This is a genomic window from Rudaea sp., assembly GCF_057139185.1.
This window is the reverse complement of record NZ_DBNHDN010000026.1, coordinates 112,493-128,645: the sequence shown is the minus strand read 5'-3', so window position 1 is coordinate 128,645 and position 16,153 is coordinate 112,493. Positions and strand designations below refer to the sequence as shown.

Annotated in this window: 14 protein-coding genes; 3 read left to right on the top strand and 11 right to left on the bottom strand. The window is 64.7% G+C overall.

Going from position 1 to position 16,153, the window contains the following annotated elements; genetic code table 11:
- Positions 1–135: 135 nt before the first annotated feature.
- The 11 genes from AC16HO_RS09165 to AC16HO_RS09115 all read right to left on the bottom strand — a co-directional run bounded on the left by AC16HO_RS09165 (position 136) and on the right by AC16HO_RS09115 (position 12,220).
- Positions 136–1,167: a YXWGXW repeat-containing protein gene (locus AC16HO_RS09165; protein WP_395642755.1), complete on the bottom strand. Its 1,032-nt coding sequence runs from the start codon at positions 1,165–1,167 to the stop codon at positions 136–138.
- A 103-nt stretch (positions 1,168–1,270) separates the two neighbouring features.
- On the bottom strand, positions 1,271–1,888 hold the full coding sequence (locus AC16HO_RS09160) for a ParB-like protein (protein WP_395642754.1): 618 nt from the start codon (positions 1,886–1,888) through the stop codon (positions 1,271–1,273).
- Positions 1,889–1,940: 52 nt separating this feature from the next.
- Positions 1,941–2,588, bottom strand: coding sequence for a ribonuclease T (gene rnt / locus AC16HO_RS09155; RefSeq protein WP_395642753.1), 648 nt, complete (start codon positions 2,586–2,588; stop codon positions 1,941–1,943).
- A gap of 72 nt (positions 2,589–2,660) precedes the next feature.
- A complete protein-coding gene (locus tag AC16HO_RS09150) occupies positions 2,661–3,119 on the bottom strand; it encodes a hypothetical protein (RefSeq protein WP_395642752.1) in 459 nt (152 codons plus the stop codon).
- Entirely contained in the window at positions 3,116–3,769 is a 654-nt protein-coding gene (locus AC16HO_RS09145) for an HvfX family Cu-binding RiPP maturation protein (RefSeq protein ID WP_395642751.1), read from the bottom strand. Before AC16HO_RS09145 ends, AC16HO_RS09150 begins: the two co-directional genes overlap by 4 nt.
- 117 nt (positions 3,770–3,886) lie before the next feature.
- On the bottom strand, positions 3,887–4,669 hold the full coding sequence (locus AC16HO_RS09140; protein ID WP_395642750.1) for an HvfC family RiPP maturation protein: 783 nt from the start codon (positions 4,667–4,669) through the stop codon (positions 3,887–3,889).
- Entirely contained in the window at positions 4,647–5,513 is an 867-nt protein-coding gene (locus AC16HO_RS09135; protein WP_395642749.1) for an HvfB family MNIO-type RiPP peptide maturase, read from the bottom strand. The genes AC16HO_RS09140 and AC16HO_RS09135 overlap by 23 nt, the downstream gene beginning before the upstream one ends.
- A gap of 20 nt (positions 5,514–5,533) precedes the next feature.
- Positions 5,534–5,851 carry a hypothetical protein gene (locus tag AC16HO_RS09130; RefSeq protein WP_484335390.1) on the bottom strand — a complete coding sequence of 106 codons (318 nt, stop codon included), beginning with the start codon at positions 5,849–5,851 and terminating at the stop codon, positions 5,534–5,536.
- 403 nt (positions 5,852–6,254) lie between these two features.
- The gene (locus tag AC16HO_RS09125) at positions 6,255–7,736 is read right to left on the bottom strand and encodes an efflux transporter outer membrane subunit (protein WP_395642747.1); all 1,482 of its coding nucleotides are present in this window, start codon (positions 7,734–7,736) and stop codon (positions 6,255–6,257) included.
- Positions 7,733–8,944, bottom strand: a complete 1,212-nt coding sequence (locus AC16HO_RS09120) for an efflux RND transporter periplasmic adaptor subunit (protein ID WP_395642746.1) — start codon at positions 8,942–8,944, stop codon at positions 7,733–7,735. The genes AC16HO_RS09125 and AC16HO_RS09120 overlap by 4 nt, the downstream gene beginning before the upstream one ends.
- A 21-nt stretch (positions 8,945–8,965) precedes the next feature.
- Complete coding sequence (locus AC16HO_RS09115; RefSeq protein ID WP_395642745.1) at positions 8,966–12,220, bottom strand: efflux RND transporter permease subunit; 3,255 nt, start codon at positions 12,218–12,220, stop codon at positions 8,966–8,968.
- Positions 12,221–12,376: 156 nt separating this feature from the next.
- Between AC16HO_RS09115 and AC16HO_RS09110 the strand changes: the two genes are divergently transcribed.
- The 3 genes from AC16HO_RS09110 (at position 12,377) to AC16HO_RS09100 (ending at position 16,091) form a co-directional block, all read left to right on the top strand.
- Positions 12,377–13,081: a response regulator transcription factor gene (locus AC16HO_RS09110; protein ID WP_395642744.1), complete on the top strand. Its 705-nt coding sequence runs from the start codon at positions 12,377–12,379 to the stop codon at positions 13,079–13,081.
- Complete coding sequence (locus AC16HO_RS09105; protein ID WP_395642743.1) at positions 13,071–14,444, top strand: sensor histidine kinase; 1,374 nt, start codon at positions 13,071–13,073, stop codon at positions 14,442–14,444. The genes AC16HO_RS09110 and AC16HO_RS09105 overlap by 11 nt, the downstream gene beginning before the upstream one ends.
- A gap of 225 nt (positions 14,445–14,669) precedes the next feature.
- Positions 14,670–16,091 (top strand): porin, encoded by a 1,422-nt coding sequence (locus AC16HO_RS09100; RefSeq protein WP_395642742.1) that lies wholly within the window; start codon positions 14,670–14,672, stop codon positions 16,089–16,091.
- Positions 16,092–16,153: the final 62 nt, after the last annotated feature.

The window sequence follows — 16,153 nt, the reverse complement described above, 5'->3', positions numbered from 1 at the left end:
GAAAATCGGTCGTCATGCCGATGATGGGACCGCCGCCGCGCGAACTCAAGCAATGCGACGGTGGAATCCGTCAGCGAAAAAACGAGACCGTCGCACGGACGGCCTCGTTGCGGCTTGCCGGCCGGCATACTGCGCTCAGCGATGTTCGGCCTTGCCCTCATGCGCCGCCAGGTGAGGAGCGACCCGTTCGCCATTCGCGTGTGGTGTCGTGTTGGCATGCGGCATGGAGGCCGGACGGGCATTCATCGACCGTGCAGAGGCATGCGGCGCATAGCTTTGCGTCGCGTGGTTCGTCGACCGGTTGGCGTCCGTGCGCAATGGCTGTTTGTGCTCCGCGAAATTCGCCTGCGCTGCGCCTTGATGCTGAGCGTAACTCGCGGAACGCATCTCGGCATGGCTGTTCGGTACCGCTGCATGGTCGACCCGGCTGGCGCTGAACGCGCTTGGTCGTGCCGTGGCCGCGATCGTTGGATTGCCGTGGTTGACCGAGGCGCGCATCGATTCGGTGTGGCTCGCCAACGCCTGATGCTGCATCTGCGCGGCAACCGCCGGCGTGCGCCGCTCGCTCGCGTAGCGCGCCTCCTCGGCCGTCGGCTGCGCGGAGATGCCGCCCGGACCGCCGTTGTAGCTCACGCGCGTCGTGTTGTTGTCGATCACGACCGTCTTGTTGTAGACATTGGTGATGTTGACGTTGGTGATGCGGTTGACCTCGCGGTTGTAGTGGAACCCGCCCGGTCCCCAGTAGCCGCCGACATAGCCGACGCCGACATAACCGAAACCGTAGTTGATGCCACCGTAGTAGCCGACGTGCAGGCCCCAATAGCCGGGGTGGAACGCGTACATGCCGCCACCCCAACCCCAGTAGCCCGGCGTCCACAGCGCCCCTGCGTACGGCGGCAGCACCCAGGTACCCGGCACCCAGTAGTAGCCGCTGACAGGGTCGTAGGCCCAATAGCCCGGCGTCCAGATGTAGCCTGGTCCCGGAATTGCCGGCTGCACGTAGACCGGCAGTGCTGGCGGGGCGAAGTTGACCGAAACGAACATGCCGGCGTGCGCGGCGGGTATCGTGGCCGCAGTCAGTGCCGTTGCTGCCGCGATGGCGACGAGGGAGCGGGCGAGCCAGACGCACGAGCGGGAAGCGCGGTGGGTGGACCCTGCAACGTTCATGGAATTCTCCGGGTGAGTGGGTGTCGCAAGCCGAACAACGCAGGCGCGCGGGCGGCGAGGACACAGCCCATGAGAGCGATGCCGAATTCGTTCAGCTTCGGCTTCAGGCGAGCGGCCCGCACCAGCCGGGCAGGTAGTCCGCGTCGCCGCTCCTGGCGAGCTTCATCGCCCTTTCCAGCGCTTTGGCGAAATCTGCTTCGATCAGTTTGCGCTTGACCCCGCGGCGCAGGAAATCGGCCCAGAGGAATTCGCTGAACGGCGTCGTGTCCTTGGCGAACCCGCCGATGCGGCGCAGTTCGCCGGCGAGGCTGCGGTAAGGATCGTCGACCAGCTCGGTGATCTTCTTCGGTACGTCCTTGTAGCCACGCCGCTGCCCCTTCTCGTCGAACGGATGCATCCAGCCGCGATTGTCGAGGTTGAACCAGAACGATTCCTCGTCCAGGTTGCGCAGGTCGGCGACGACGGTGACCGCGATATGTTTGACGCCCTCCTTGTGCAGGGCCAGCGTCAGGTGATGGTGGTCGATCACGTAGTAGCGCTCGCCGTGGCCCCAGATCACCGGAATGAGGTGCTTGCCGAGGAAATCGGCTTTCTTGTAGTCCGGATGGCTCTTCCAGTTCTTGCGCTTGGCCTCGACTTCGCGCATGCCGACGGTGATCTGGGTCGGGCGCAGGTCGGCAATGGCGACGGGGCGCAGGCGCGGTTCTCTCGACAGGGGCATGCTCGGAACTCCGGCAAAGGCATGAGTCTGCCGCGCCGGATGTTATCAATGTCTATGGGGCGCGGCAGGCGTCGCTCATCGTTTTCCAGCGGTTGACGATCTCGCAGAACAGCAGCGCGGTGCGTTCGGCATCGTAAACCGCGGAATGTGCCTCCGCTTCGTTCCAGTCGAAGCCGGCGGCCTGCACCGCGCGGCTGAGCACGGTCTGGCCGTAGGCGAGGCCGCCGAGCGTGGCGGTGTCGAAACAGCTGAACAGGTGGAACGGGCTGCGCTTGTAGCCGACGCGGCGGATCGCGGCGTTGAGAAAGCCGAGGTCGAACGAGGCGTTGTGGCCGACGAGCACCGCGCGCGAACATTCGTACTCGCGCAGCGCACGGCGGATCGGGCGGAAGATCAGGTCGAGCGCTTCGCGTTCTTCGACTGCGGCGCGGAACGGATGGGTCGGGTCGATGCCGGTGATTTCGAGCGCGCGCGGGTCGATGTTCGCGCCGGGAAACGGTACGACGTGCGTCGACACGGCGGGATCCGGATGGACGATGCCGTCCGCGTCCATGCGCACGACGACCGCGGCGATCTCGAGCAGCGCATCGCGCTCGTTGTCGAAACCGCCGGTCTCGACGTCGACGACGACCGGCAGGAAGCCGCGGAAGCGTTCGGCGTATTTAATCGAATGCGCGTTGCTGGCGGCGGGGGCGGACATGCGGCGAGGATAGCCGCGCGTTGCCGTTCCCACAATCTCGACGGCCGCCATTGCCGAGCGGACACAACGACCCTAGCGCAGCGCGAGCAGTTCGTCGCGTACCTCGCCGGTCAGTGCATCGATCGCCATCTCGATGTGCTGCGCGGATTCGCCCCGGCCGCTTTCGAGTTCGCCGGCGTTTTCCTTCCACGCGACGAACACGGCTTCGGCGCGCGTCTGCACCTCCTTCGATACGAGCGGCGCCATGTCGCGGATCAGCGTCGCCTTGCCCCAGCATGCGATCCAGTTCATCTGCGAATGGTCGCCGCCGTAGTAGCGATGCTGGGCGAGCTGCTGCAGTTCGCCGGCCTGTTCGAGCAGTGCAAACGAGGCTTCACGCACGTTGCGGTGTGCTTCGGTGGTCTGGTTGCGCCAGGTGTTGTAGCTCGTCGAGAACAGCGCGACCGACAGACTGATCAGTGCGACCGCGTTGCGGCGCACCGCCGCCAGTACCGGTGACGACGAAGCCTCGTCCGGCGCCGGCGTGCTCATGCGCGGGCGAAGCGGGCGAATGCGAACAGGGCCAGTGCGAGCAGGATCAGGGCACTGCCGAGGAATGGAATCAGCATCGCGAACGGAATGCCGAGGGCAAGCGCGGCCCAGCCCCAGGCCCAGGCATCGGCGATCGGGGCGGGCATGGCGTCGGCCTTGAGTCCGCGGCAAAGCAGATAGTCCAGACTGATCTTGCCCGGGCCCTGGAAGATGATCGGCAGCAGCATGACGACGAACAGCAGCGGCAGCTTGAAGTTGCCGTGGCCCATGTCGGTGATCGCATAACCCTTGGCCAGGTCGCTCCACATCGTGATCATGTCCGGCCAGTGCACGGCAGCGGTGGCGACGAAGGTCAGCACGAACAGCGAATAGGCGGCGAAGCGCGTGAACAGGCCGACGAGCAACAGCAGCGCGCCGCCGATTTCGAGCCAGGTGGAGAGAAACCAGCTCAAGTCCGCCGGAATCACCGAGAACGGAAACGGGAACTTGTCCTGGATGTCGGCAAACCAGTTTTCGCCGTAGTATTTTTCCACGCCCGACTGCCAGAACTCGAATGCCATGATCAGGCGCAGGACCAGTGGTGGCACGATCTGGCCGATGCCGCGCAGGCGTGCGGCGAGGGATTCCCAGAGCGGGATCAGGTTTTGCACGGCGGCGTTCCTCGTTCGTTGTGTTGCCGGTTGGACGCGCCTGTCGCCGAAACCTTACACGAGAAACTGCTCCTGCTCGTCATTCCCGCCAGAGGCAAGCGGGAATGACATGCGCCGCTAGCTGAGATGGGTGCCGAGGATGGCCTCGTTTTCCTTCAACTCACCGAGCATTGCCTCGCCGGCAGCGCGCAGACGCGCCGCGGTTGCGGGGTCGTATTCGGCGAGCAGAGCATCGAGACAGTCGCGTCCGCTGCGCTTGCTGTTCTGTTGCAGGCGTTCGACCAGCAGCGCGCTGAGCGCATTGATTTCGTGGAAGCGCACCGTGTCGTCGCGGCCGCGCACGAGCAGCAGCAAGGTCGGTTCGGCCGGTGGTTCGGCGGGACGGAAGTCGGGTGAGATGCGGTGCACGGGATAGCGGTAGGCGAGCACGCAGGCCAGCGGCGACATGACCGGGATGCCGGTCAGCGGATCGCCGTCGGGATCGTGCGGCAGCGCGGCGATATCCGCTTCGTCCAGCGCCAGCGCGAGTTCCGCCCATTCGTAGTGGGCCAGCTCGAGCAGCCACGGCGGATCGCCACGCCCCTGTTCCTGCCGTGTCTCCAGCCAGCGCAGGAATTCGCGGCCGAACTCGGGGAATAACGGCGTGTGGCAGCGGTGGTCGCGCAGGAACTCACGCGCGAGATTTTCCCAGGCGGCATCGTCGTACAGGCTGCGGATAACCGGAAAATTGGACGAGATGAAGCTCTCCATGTTCGCGTAGACCAGTTCGCGATACACACGCATGCGCCGCTCGTCGATGCCGTCGGGAACCGGTACCTGCATTGGATCGCGCAGATGCGCGGTGAAGCGGTATTGCAGCTCCTGCGTCTGCGGCAGATCAGGCGCGACGACGGTGTTCATGTGTTTGTCCGAGGCGCGGTTGCTGGATCGCACGGATATGGTCGAGCTCGGCGAGCAGTTCCGCGAGCGGAGGAATGTGGAAGTCGCGTTCGAGCAGCGTGGGCTTCACGCCGCAGTGCGCATAGGTGTGGTCGAGCAGGTTCCAGACCGGATCGATCACCGGCGCCGCATGGCTGTCGACGATCAAGCCGGGCGCCTCGTCATAGTGGCCGGCGATATGCAGGTAGGCGACGCGCTCGGGCGGCATCGCAGCGATGAATGCCTTGGCGTCGTAACCGTGGTTGACGCTGTTGACATAGACGTTGTTGACGTCGAGCAGCAGTTCGCAGTCGGCGGCTTCGAGCACGGCGCGGGTGAAATCGGCCTCGCTCAACTCGCGGCCGGGCGTGGCGTAGCACGACACGTTCTCGATCGCGATGCGCCGACCGAGGATGTCCTGCGCGCGGCGGATGCGCTTGGCGACGTAGGCGACCGCGGCTTGGGTGTACGGGATCGGCAGCAGGTCGTAGAGATGACCGTCGTCCGAACAGTAGGAAAGATGTTCGCTGTAGATCGCCACGCCATGCTCGTCGAGCAGGCGGCGGATCTTGTGCAGCAGGGTTTCATCGAGCGGCGCGGGACCGCCGAGCGACAGCGACAGGCCATGACAGACGAACGCATGGCGCTCGGTGAACGAGCGCAACGTCTTGCCGAGCCGCCCGCCGACGTTGATCCAGTTTTCCGGTGCGACTTCGAAGAAATCGATCGCGCCGGTGTCATCCGCGTCGGGTTCGCGCGCGGCGCGCCAGTCCTGCAGCGGCCCCAGAAGGGACCGCCGCAGGCCGAGTCCGGCGCCATGAAGCATGGCTGGACGAAGCATGATGCTCAGTGCCCGCTGCAGGAACCTTCCTTGCCCTTCTTGTCGGCCGAGCAGGAACCTTCCTTGCCCTTCGGATGCGCTTCGGCCATGCACTTGTCCTGGGCGGCCTTGTCGGCCATGTCCATGCACTTCTTGCCCTTGGTCGCGCCGCACTTGCCTTCGCCGCACTTGCCCTCGTTGCCGACCGCCGACTGGGTGTAGCCCGCGACGAGGCTGTTCAGGTGAAACGTCGGGCTGGCCTGAGCGATCTGGGCGAGCGAGAAGGCGCCGACGATGCCCGTGCCGATGGCCAGAGTGAGGGGTTTGATCATTTTGTTCGACATGGTGATGTGCTCCGTGGTGTGGATGAAAGTTTTTCGGCTGACCCGGCGGCGCCGGGGACGGCGTTTCCATCGAGACATAACGATGTGAAGAAAAGGTTATATCGCGGACATGCCACTGCCTCGTCCTCGATGCATTCCAACTCTTCGCGTCATTACGGTAGGTCCCAACGCCGGCACAGGCAAGACCGTGAGTGCTGCGCCGCGTCGGAGCATTAGACCGCAGAGGGGGAAAATCCTTACAGTGCTCCGTGTCCGGTTCGTCGCACGGGAGCAACGCTTCGTCGCAACGTTGGTCGAGCCGCGTCCCCTCGCGGCGGGAAAATCGCGATCGGTGGGCTCGACTGTCCCGCCCGATGGTCGGCATGCGGCGTCCTCTGCCGGGTGCGCATCGCTTCGGCGGGACTCAGCCGACTTTTGCGCGGACGCCGGCTTCCGCGGGTTGATCGTTGTCGTGGTCGGACAGGTCCTTCGTCGACCAACCGCCGCCCAGCGCGCGGATCAGCCCCACGCTGGCGCGCAACTGGCGGTCGCGCAGGCTTAGCAGTGCGCGCTGTGCTTGCAGCGCCGCCGTCTGCGAGGCGACGACGTCGAGATAGTTCACCGCGCCGTTCTCGTAGCGATCCATCGCCAGGCGCAACGTGTTCTGCGCAGAGGCGACTGCGGCGCTTTCCTGTTTCACCTCCTCGTCCAGCAGGCGCAGACGGGAAAGATTGTCTTCGACCTCGCGGAACGCCGCCAGCGTCGTGCCGCGGTAGCGGTCGGCGGCTTCGTTGAACGCCGCTTCGGCCTCGGCGCTGATCGCGCGGCGCTTGCCGGCATCGAACAGGGCGAACGAGAAGCGCGGGCCGATCGACCAGAATCCGTTCGGTGCGGTCAGCCAGCCCGCCCCACCGGTGTTTTCGAAACCGCCAGTCGCGGTCAGGCTGATGCTCGGAAAGAACGCGGCGCGGGCGACGCCGATCATCGAGTTCGCCGCGGCGGCGCGCCGCTCCGCGGCTGCGATGTCGGGGCGGCGCTCGAGCAGGGTGGAGGGCAGTGCGACCGGAACCGTCGGCGGCGCGAGTTCGACGATCCGTGGCGGCAGCGAGAACTTCGATGCGGAGACGCCGACGAGGCTGGCGATGGCGTGCTCGACCAGCGCGCGCTCGACATGGATATCGGTTGCCTGCGCGCGCGTCGCATCGAGCAGGGATTGGGCGCGCGCGACGTCGAGGCCCGATGCGATGCCGCCTTCGAAGCGGTCGCGGGTCAACGTCAGCGCTTTCTCGTACGTGTGCACCGTGTCGGCCAGCAACGCTGCCTGCGCATCGAACCCGCGCAGCGCGATGTAGTCGTCGGCGAGTTGCGCATGCAGACTCAATCGCGTCGAGGCGAGCTCGGCCCGGGCTGCTTCGGTATTCGCCTTGCCCGCGGCTACGAGATTGCGCACGCGGCCCCACAGGTCGAGTTCGTAGCCGAGCGTGGCGCCGAGGACGTTGTCGCCGTAGTACGACGGCTGCGTGGCGGAGCGCAGCGCGCGATGGTCGGACTGGCGATTGCGCGTGGCGAGGCCGCCGGCGTCGAGTTCGGGAAATTGCGCGCCGCGGGTCTGGTCGAGATAGGCGTGCGCCTGGTCGTAGCGGTCGGCGGCGACGGCGAGATCCGGATTTGCGGCATCCAGCTTCGCCTGCAACTCGTCGAGGGTCGCGTCGTGGTAGTCGCGCCACCAGTCGCCGCGTTCGAGGCGATCGGATGGCGCCGCGTTCTTCCATGGGCCGGTTTCCCTGTAGGCATCGGCAACGTCGGTCGCGGGCTTTTCGTAGGTCGGCGCGAACGAGCAGCCGGCGAAGGCGATCGTCGCGGTCGCGACGGCGAGCGTGCGCAGCACGGAACGGATCGAGTTCACGGTTGCTTTGCCATCGCCGGGCCCGGCTTCGCCGCGGCGAGGCCGGCACCGGCCGTGTCGCCGGATGCCACGCGCACCTTGTCGCCGTCGGCAAGCCAGTCGGGCGGGCTGTCGATAACGCGGTCATTGGGGCCGAGGCCGGCGACGACTTCGACGCGGGTGCCGTAGTCGCGGCCAATCTGGATGTCCTTCATCGCCGCCTTGTCGCCCGCATCGACAGTGGCCACGCGCAACCCATGTTTGCGGAAGATCAGCGCAGTGACGGGCAGCCGCAATGCGCCGGGCGTGGCCGGCAGGTCGAAATGCACGTCGGCGTAGGAGCCGGCGATCAACTTGCCGGCGGCGTTGTCGACCTCGAGCTGGACGCGCAGGGTGCGCGAGGACGGATCGATCGCATCCGCCGAGCCGATCACCGTCGCCGGATAGTGTTCGCCCGGTCGCTCGGGCAGTTGAAATTGCGCCGGCATGCCGGTCGCGATGCGGTCCGCGTAGGTCTGCGGCACTTCGACGTAGACGCGCAGTTTGTGCGTGTCGGCGACGCGGAACAGTTCTCCGTCGGCGCCACTGCCGGCGCTGATCAATGCGCCGATGTCGGTCTTGCGCGCGGTCACGGTGCCGTCGAACGGCGCGACGACGCGCTTGAAGCCGGTCAGTGCCTGCAGGCGGTCGACGTTGGCGCGTTGTGCTGCGACGTCGGCCTTGCGCGCTTCGAAGTCGCCGGCTTTTTCGTCCGCCTCCTGCTTCGACACCGAGGTCGAAGCGAGCATTTTCTGCCAGCGCTGCGAGGTGGTTTCGGCGAGTTTTTCCCTGGCGACGGCGCTGGCCAGGTCGGCGCGCGCCTGCGCGAGCTGCTGGTCGAGTTCCGGCGTTTCGATGTCGGCAAGCACGTCGCCGGCCTTCACCTTCGCGCCGATGTCGGTGTACCACCGTTTCAAGTAGCCGGACACGCGTGCATGGATCGGCGCGTCGTACCAGGGCTGCACGTCACTGGGCAGCACGAGCTCCTGTTTCAAATCGCCTGCGCGCGGCGTGATGACGGTGACGGTCGGCGTCGCGTCTGCATCGACCTGGTTGGCGAGCGCATGCTCATGCCAGCCGCGTGCGGCGATGCCGCCGGCGGCGAGAGCGATCGCGACTATCAGGGCGATGAGGCCCATGCGACGCGAGGGGCGCAGTGAGGGTGAGGCGAAGGGCGAGGTGGCGGACATGGCAGATGCGGAGGTCAAAGGTCAGTGGGTCGCGATGGCTGGGCCGATTGGAGCGTCGGCGGATCGTTCCGGGGTGGGGTCGATGGCAGGGTCGTGCTTGTGCAGGATCGCGAACACGGCCGGCACGAAGAACAGGGTGGCGCAGGTGGCGAAGATCAGGCCGCCGATCACGGCGCGACCGAGCGGCGCGTTCTGCTCGCCGCCTTCGCCCATCGCGAACGCCATCGGCAGCATGCCGATGAGCATGGCCAGCGCGGTCATCAGCACCGGGCGAAAACGGATGTAGCCCGCATCGAGCGCCGCGGTCAGCGCATCGGCACCGTCGTGCATGCGGTCGCGCGCGAAGCTGACGACGAGCACGCTGTTCGCGGTGGCCACGCCCATGCACATGATCGCGCCGGTCAGCGCCGGCACCGAGAGAGTGGTGCCGGAAAGGAACAGCATCCAGACAATGCCGGCAATGGCCGCAGGCAGCGCGGTAACGATGATGAACGGATCAAGCCAGGACTGGAAGTTGATGACGATCAGCAGATAGATCAGCACGATGGCGCCGGCGAGGCCGAACAGCAGACTGGAATAGGATTCCTCCATTGTCCGTACCTGCCCGCGCAGCGCGACGGTGGAGCCGGGCGGTACGTCCTTGGCGGTGTCGCGCAGGATCGCCTGGACGTCGTGCGCGACGGCGCCGAGATCGCGGCCCTGCACCGCGCCGTAGATGTCGAGTGTGGGCTGTACGTCGTAGTGCGACACGACGCCGTCGCCCTGGCCGCGACTGATACGGGCGACGCCGGCGAGGATCTGGTGCTGCTTGCTGTTGGGGCCGGTGATCGGGATATTGTCGAGGTCGCTCAACGTGTCGATCTTGTACTGAGGCACCTGCACGACGATCGGATAGGACACGTGATTCTTCGGGTTCACCCAGAACGTCGGCGCGACCTGGCCGCTGCCCGACAGCGACACGAGCAGGTCGTTGGCCACGTCGCGCTCACTGAACCCCATTTCCTGTGCACGCGCACGGTCGACATCCACATGCAGTTCGGGCTGGTCGAACGCCTGCTGCAGGTGCAGGTCGGCGAGGCCGGGAATGCGCCGCATGCGGTGCAGCAGTTCTTCGGCATAGGCACGGTTTTCCTCGCGTTTGAAGCCGGTCACCTGCAGGTCGATCGGCGCGGGCAGGCCGAAGTTGAGGATCTGGCTGACGATGTCGGCAGGCAGGAACGAGAACGTCGCGCTCGGGAATTCGCGCGGCAGCGCTTCGCGTAGTTGCGCGATGTAGTCGTCGCTCGATCCATGCGCCTCGTTGAGCGAGATCAGAATGTCGGCGTCGGCCGGCCCGATCGGCGCCGAATTCGAATAGGCGATGTTGATGCCGCTGACCGGCAGGCCGATGTTGTCGACCACGCTCTTGAGTTCCGCGGCCGGGATGACGCGGCGTATCGTTTTTTCGACTTCGCCCGCGAGCCTGGCGGTTTCCTCGATGCGCGTACCGGTTTGTGCGCGCATGTGCAGCTTGATCTGGCCGGCGTCGACAGTGGGAAAGAAACTCTCGCCGAGCCACGGAGTCAGCAGCAGCGAGGCGAGCACGATGCCGAGAAAGCCGAAAACGAACCCGCGCGGGCGTTCGAGCGCAAATTCCAGCAAGGCGCGGTAGCGCTCGCGAACTTCTTCGAAGTGGCGTTCGAAGCTGCGTTGGAAACGCGACAACACGTTGCCGTAGCCCCCGGCCATGTGCTCGGTTGCGTCTTCGCGCATGGCGTCGGCGATCGGATTTGCCGTCGGCGGATGCGGATCCACGTGCGGCTTCAGCAGGTACCTGCACAGCGTCAAGGCCAGGGTGAAGGACAGGATGTACGAGGCGATCATCGCGAACACGACCGCCTCGGCCATCGGCACGAACAGGTAGCGCGCGACGCCAGGAAGGAAGAACATCGGCACGAACACGATGCAGATCGCCAGCGTAGACACGAGCGTGGGGATCGCGATCTGGTTGGCGCCGGCGACGATCGCGACCGGTACTTCCTTGCCCTGTTCCAGATGCCAGTTGATGCTTTCGATCGTCACTGTGGCGTTGTCGACGAGGATGCCGACGGCGAGCGCGAGGCCGCCGAGCGTCATCACGTTGATCGTTTCGCCCAGCGCCGACAGCGCGGCGATCGAGCACAGGATCGACAATGGAATCGACACGGCGATGATCAGCGAGGAGCGCCAGCTGCCGAGGAACAGCAGGATCATCACGCTGGCGAGCGCCGCGGCGATGGCGGCTTCACGGATCACTCCGGACACCGCCGCTTTGACGAAGACGGATTGATCCAGCAACGTGCCGATGTTGAGCCCTTTCGGCGCGCCAGCCTGGATCGTCGGCAGCAGTGTTTTAACGTGGCTGACGATGTCGAGCGTGGACGCCTTGCCGTTCTTCTGGATCGTGGTCAGCACCGAGCGCTGGCCGTTGACGAGAACGAGGTTCTGCTGCGGCGAATAGCCATCGCGCACGTGGGCTACGTCGCTCAGCTTGATCACGCTGCCGGCGACCGCCTTGATCGGCAGATCGTTGAGCTGCTCGAGTTCCTTGGGGCTGTTGTTGAGGGTGACGTTGTATTCGAACGTGCCGATCTTCTGCGTGCCGGACGGCAGGATCAGGTTTTGCGTGAGGATCGCCGTGGTCACGTCGGATGGCGAGAGTCCCTTGGAGCGCAGCGCGTTCGGGTCGAGGTCGACGACGACCTGGCGGTTCTTGCCGCCGTACGGGGAGGGGATCGCCGCGCCTTCGACCTGGGCCAGCTGCGGGCGGATGAAGTTGTTGGACAGATCGAACAGCTGCTGGTCGGTCAGCGTATTGCTCGTCAACGCAAGCTGTAGCACCGGCACGCTCGATGCGCTGTACGAGAGAATCTGCGGCGGCGTGATGCCCGGCGGCAGGCGTTTCAGCACCACCTGGGCGATCGCGGTGACTTGGGCCATCGCTGCGTTGACGTTGACGTCGGGCTGGAAAAACACCTTGACCACGCCGACGCCGGGCAGCGATTGCGACTCGATGTGCTCGATGTCGTTGACCGTCGTCGTCATCTGCCGCTCGAAATAGGTCACTATGCGGTCGGATACGTCGTCGGGCGCGAGGCCGTTGTAGGTCCACACCACGCTGATGACCGGGAGGTTGATGTTGGGAAAAATGTCGACCGGGGTACGCAGGATCGCGAGCGGACCGATGATCAGGATGAGGATGCCCAGCACGATGAAGGTGTAGGGACGAGCGAGGGCGATCTGGATGAGCCGATTCATGCGGGAGGTGGTGCGGTGAGGGCGACGCGTTGTGACCGGCGATGCTATGACTTGTTTCGCGCGTGGCCAGTTAAAGGTTTTTAATATGCGTCGCGGGCGCCCGAATTCGTGGCTTACTGGCGGCCCGTATCAACCCAGTGGCGCTATGCTTTCACCATGAGCGCGATGATCGACTCCCAATCCGCATCCATCCTGGTCATCGAGGACGACGACAGCACCGCGGAAGAAATCGTCGCGGAACTTACCGCGCACGCATTCCGCGTGGATCGGGCCGGGACGGGCAGGGCAGGATTGATGCTGGCCTTGCGCGGAAACTACGACGTGATCACGCTCGATCGCATGTTGCCCGACATTGACGGACTCAGCGTCGTGGGCGATCTGCGCGCCCGCCGCATCCATACGCCGGTATTGATGATCAGCGCGCTCTCCGACGTCGACGAGCGCGTGCGTGGGTTGCGCGCGGGAGGCGACGACTACCTGACCAAGCCGTTCGCCTCCGACGAAATGGCGGCGCGCGTCGAAGTACTGCTGCGCCGCCGGGCGCACGCTGCCGAGCCGACCCGGTTGCGCGTGCAAGGCTTGCAGATCGACCGCGTGGCGCACAGCGCGAGCTTCGACGGACACGATCTGGAACTGAAGCCGACCGAATACCAATTGCTCGATTTCCTCATGCGCAACTCCGGGCAGACGCTGACGCGAACCATGATCTTCGAGCACGTGTGGGGCTACCACTTCGATCCGGGCACGAACCTGATCGAAGTGCACATCGCCGGCCTGCGCAAGAAACTCGAGCAGGCCGGCTGCCCGCCGCTGATCAATACGGTGCGCGGGTCGGGGTATTTGTTCGGCGATGTTCGCTGAACTCTGGCGCATCACGAGCTTCCGCCTGACCGTCCTGTACGGCGGCCTGTTCGCGCTTGCCGTCGTGGGCCTGTTCGCTCTGATCTACTGGCAGACGGCCCGCTACCAGAACCAGCAGGTCGACCAGATCCTGCTCAACCAGGTGCATGTCTTTTCGACCGCGACCGCGGATCAACTCGACGACGACATCGCCTACGAGATCGCACGTGATATCCGCCGCATCGGCTTCTTCGGCGTGTTCGCGGCGGACGGCAAGGCGCTGGCTGGCAACCTCGCGCGCATCCCGCAGGGGCTGATACTCAACGGCAAGCCGCGGGCGCTGCCGGTCGAACGCAATGACGATCTGTTTCCGCAGGCGCTCGAAGTGCGCGCACTCGGGCGCACGCTCGACGATGGCCGCGTGCTCGTCGTGGCGCGCGACGTGGCCTTGCTCGAACAGATCCGCCAGTCGTTGCTGCGTGGCTGCTTCCTGATCGCCGCGGTGATCCTGTTGCTCGGTGTGCTGGGTGGCGTGTTCTACAGCCTGCCGGCGGTGCGCCACATCCGCGACATCGATCGTGCCGCGCGGCGCATCGCCGACGGCGACTACAGTCAACGCCTGCCGCTCGGCAGGCGCAACCGCGAGCTCGATGTGCTGGCGCAGATCGTCAACGCGATGCTCGACGAGACCGAGCGGTTGATGGGTGAAGTGAAGACCGCGAGCGACAATATTGCGCACGATCTGCGCACGCCGCTGACGCGGCTGCGCGCGTCGATCTACCGGACGCAACAATCGATGGACAAGACTTCGTTGCATCGCGATGCGCTGAATCACGCGCTGACCCAGACCGATCTGCTGTTGACACGGTTCCGCGCGTTGTCGCGCATCTCCGAAATCGAAAGCAAACGGCGTCGCGCGGGAATTTCGCCGACTTTCCTGGAACCGGTGCTGCGCACGCTGACCGAGCTGTACGAGCCGCTCGCCAATCGGGGTGGCGTGAAGTTGTCGCTTCGGATCGAGTCGAGTCCGAGCGCAGTATGCGATGGCGAATTGCTGTTCGAGGCGATCGGCAACCTGCTGGACAACGCGATCAAGTTCACGCCAGCAGGGGGCGTTGTTTGCGTGACTCTCGGCGGAACGCAAGCGGAACCGGTCATTTCGGTCAGCGATTCGGGGCCGGGCATTCCACCCGACCTGCGCAAATCCGTGCTGCATCGTTTTTTTCGTGCCGACGATGCGCGCAACACACCAGGCAGCGGGCTGGGCCTCAGTCTTGTCGATGCGATCGTGCGCTTGCATGGATTCGGCCTCGTGCTCGACGACGCGCCGGAAGGGGGGCTGAGAGCCCGGATGTCGTGCTGGCAACGGCGAATGCCTGGTTGAGTGTCGGCATCGGCGGAAGTTCGGAACCGTCTTGCTTGCCAGTCGACGGAATCTGATACCTAGGTCCAATTGGTCGACGGTATGTCGGCTGGAAACATAGCGCCGTCAAAAAACTGCAACGGTCGATTCCTACCATGCGCGAAGACGAATTTGGGGCTACGTCGCGTGAATGCGCATGTGGCCAGAACAAACTCCGGCTTTCCAACTACTACCCCGAGGTATTCCATGCAGCACTACCAAAAGCGCGCGGCCGCAGTCGCGAAACGATCCGTGCTTGCCATCGCCGTGCTCGCCGGCTTGGTCATTTCCGCGAACGCGGCGGCGGCGGATGACGGCAGCTTGACCTGGAATGGGATCACGCTCTACGGCGCCGCCGATGTCGGCGTTGCCTACCAGAGCCATGGCGCTCCGTTGAGTCAGGATGTGTACTTCGGCCTCGACTATCTGGTAAGCAAGAACGGCAACAAGTCGACCACATCGCTCGCGCCGAACGGTCTGAGCCAGTCCAAGATCGGATTGAAAGGCACGGAGAAGCTCACCGACGGCCTGGATTTCGTGTTCAACCTCGAGATGGGCTTCAACCCGACCTCAGGCCGGCTCTCCGATGCGCTGGCATCGCTGGTCCACAACAATGGCAAGGCGGCAGTTGATCAGAAGACCGCTTCCGACGGCAGTCGTGCCGGCCAGGTGTTCAACGGTCCGGCATTCGCCGGCGTCAGTTCGAAGGAGTTCGGCACGCTGACCCTCGGCCGCCACAACACGCCGCTGGCCGACGTGATCGGCAAGGACGACCCCCAGGCCGGTTCGTATGCGTTCTCGGTGATCGGCTACTCGGGTGCCACGGCGGGCGGCGGCAACACGGAAAACGTGCGCGCCGACAACTCCGTCAAGTACAACTACAATTACCAGCACTTCCGCTTTGCCGCGATGTGGCAGTTCGGCAAGAACGATGGCAGTCCGGGTGACGGTGGTCAGGTTTCGGTGGGCGCGGATTTCGGTGGCCTTTCGGTTGATGGAGTCTATGCGTTCAAGAACACCTCGATTGCCGCCGGCTCGCTCAGCGCCACGCAGATCGCCCCGTGCGCGACCGCGACGGCGACGGGCTGCGGCCTGGCGCATGATTCCCTGGCTGCGACGATTTCGGACAACGAGTCGTGGACGCTGGCCGCGAACTACAAGCTGGACGATCAGTGGAAACTGTTCGGTGGCTACGAACAGATAACCTATTCGAATCCATCCAATCCCCTTGCGGCAGGCTTCGACGGCCTCGGCGGGTACACGATCAGCGTGACCAACAACAACGCCTATGCATTCGACAAGAAGCTGAAGGTTTCCTGGGTCGGCGCCAGGTTTCAGTTGAGCAAGGAATGGAGCCTGGCCGGCGGCTACTACCACTACGACCAGAACGACTACCATTCGGCGAAGAACTCGACTGGCGAGATCGTGCGTGCACCATGCTCGAACAACGGCTTTGCCCAGTGCAGCGGCAATCTCGATGCATTCTCGCTTGTCGCCGACTATCGATTCACCAAGCGCTTCGACGCCTATGCGGGCGTCATGTATTCGAAGGTTGCGGACGGTCTGTCGAACGGCTATTTGCATGACAACAACACGAACCTGATGACGGGTCTCCGCTTCCAGTTCTGAACGATCCGGAAAGCTTTGCCAACATGAATGGGGTGAAGCCTCTGGCATCTTCCCGATGAAGG

Excerpts from the sequence above, each read along its gene's own strand:
- AC16HO_RS09165 (WP_395642755.1), bottom strand. The coding sequence starts at position 1,167 with ATGAACGTTGCAGGGTCCACCCACCGCGCTTCCCGCTCGTGCGTCTGG.
- AC16HO_RS09160 (WP_395642754.1), bottom strand. The coding sequence starts at position 1,888 with ATGCCCCTGTCGAGAGAACCGCGCCTGCGCCCCGTCGCCATTGCCGAC.
- rnt (WP_395642753.1), bottom strand. The coding sequence starts at position 2,588 with ATGTCCGCCCCCGCCGCCAGCAACGCGCATTCGATTAAATACGCCGAA.
- AC16HO_RS09150 (WP_395642752.1), bottom strand. The coding sequence starts at position 3,119 with ATGAGCACGCCGGCGCCGGACGAGGCTTCGTCGTCACCGGTACTGGCG.
- AC16HO_RS09140 (WP_395642750.1), bottom strand. The coding sequence starts at position 4,669 with ATGAACACCGTCGTCGCGCCTGATCTGCCGCAGACGCAGGAGCTGCAA.
- AC16HO_RS09135 (WP_395642749.1), bottom strand. The coding sequence starts at position 5,513 with ATGCTTCATGGCGCCGGACTCGGCCTGCGGCGGTCCCTTCTGGGGCCG.
- AC16HO_RS09130 (WP_484335390.1), bottom strand. The coding sequence starts at position 5,851 with ATGTCGAACAAAATGATCAAACCCCTCACTCTGGCCATCGGCACGGGC.
- AC16HO_RS09120 (WP_395642746.1), bottom strand. The coding sequence starts at position 8,944 with ATGTCCGCCACCTCGCCCTTCGCCTCACCCTCACTGCGCCCCTCGCGT.
- AC16HO_RS09115 (WP_395642745.1), bottom strand. The coding sequence starts at position 12,220 with ATGAATCGGCTCATCCAGATCGCCCTCGCTCGTCCCTACACCTTCATC.
- AC16HO_RS09110 (WP_395642744.1), top strand. The coding sequence starts at position 12,377 with ATGAGCGCGATGATCGACTCCCAATCCGCATCCATCCTGGTCATCGAG.
- AC16HO_RS09105 (WP_395642743.1), top strand. The coding sequence starts at position 13,071 with ATGTTCGCTGAACTCTGGCGCATCACGAGCTTCCGCCTGACCGTCCTG.
- AC16HO_RS09100 (WP_395642742.1), top strand. The coding sequence starts at position 14,670 with ATGCAGCACTACCAAAAGCGCGCGGCCGCAGTCGCGAAACGATCCGTG.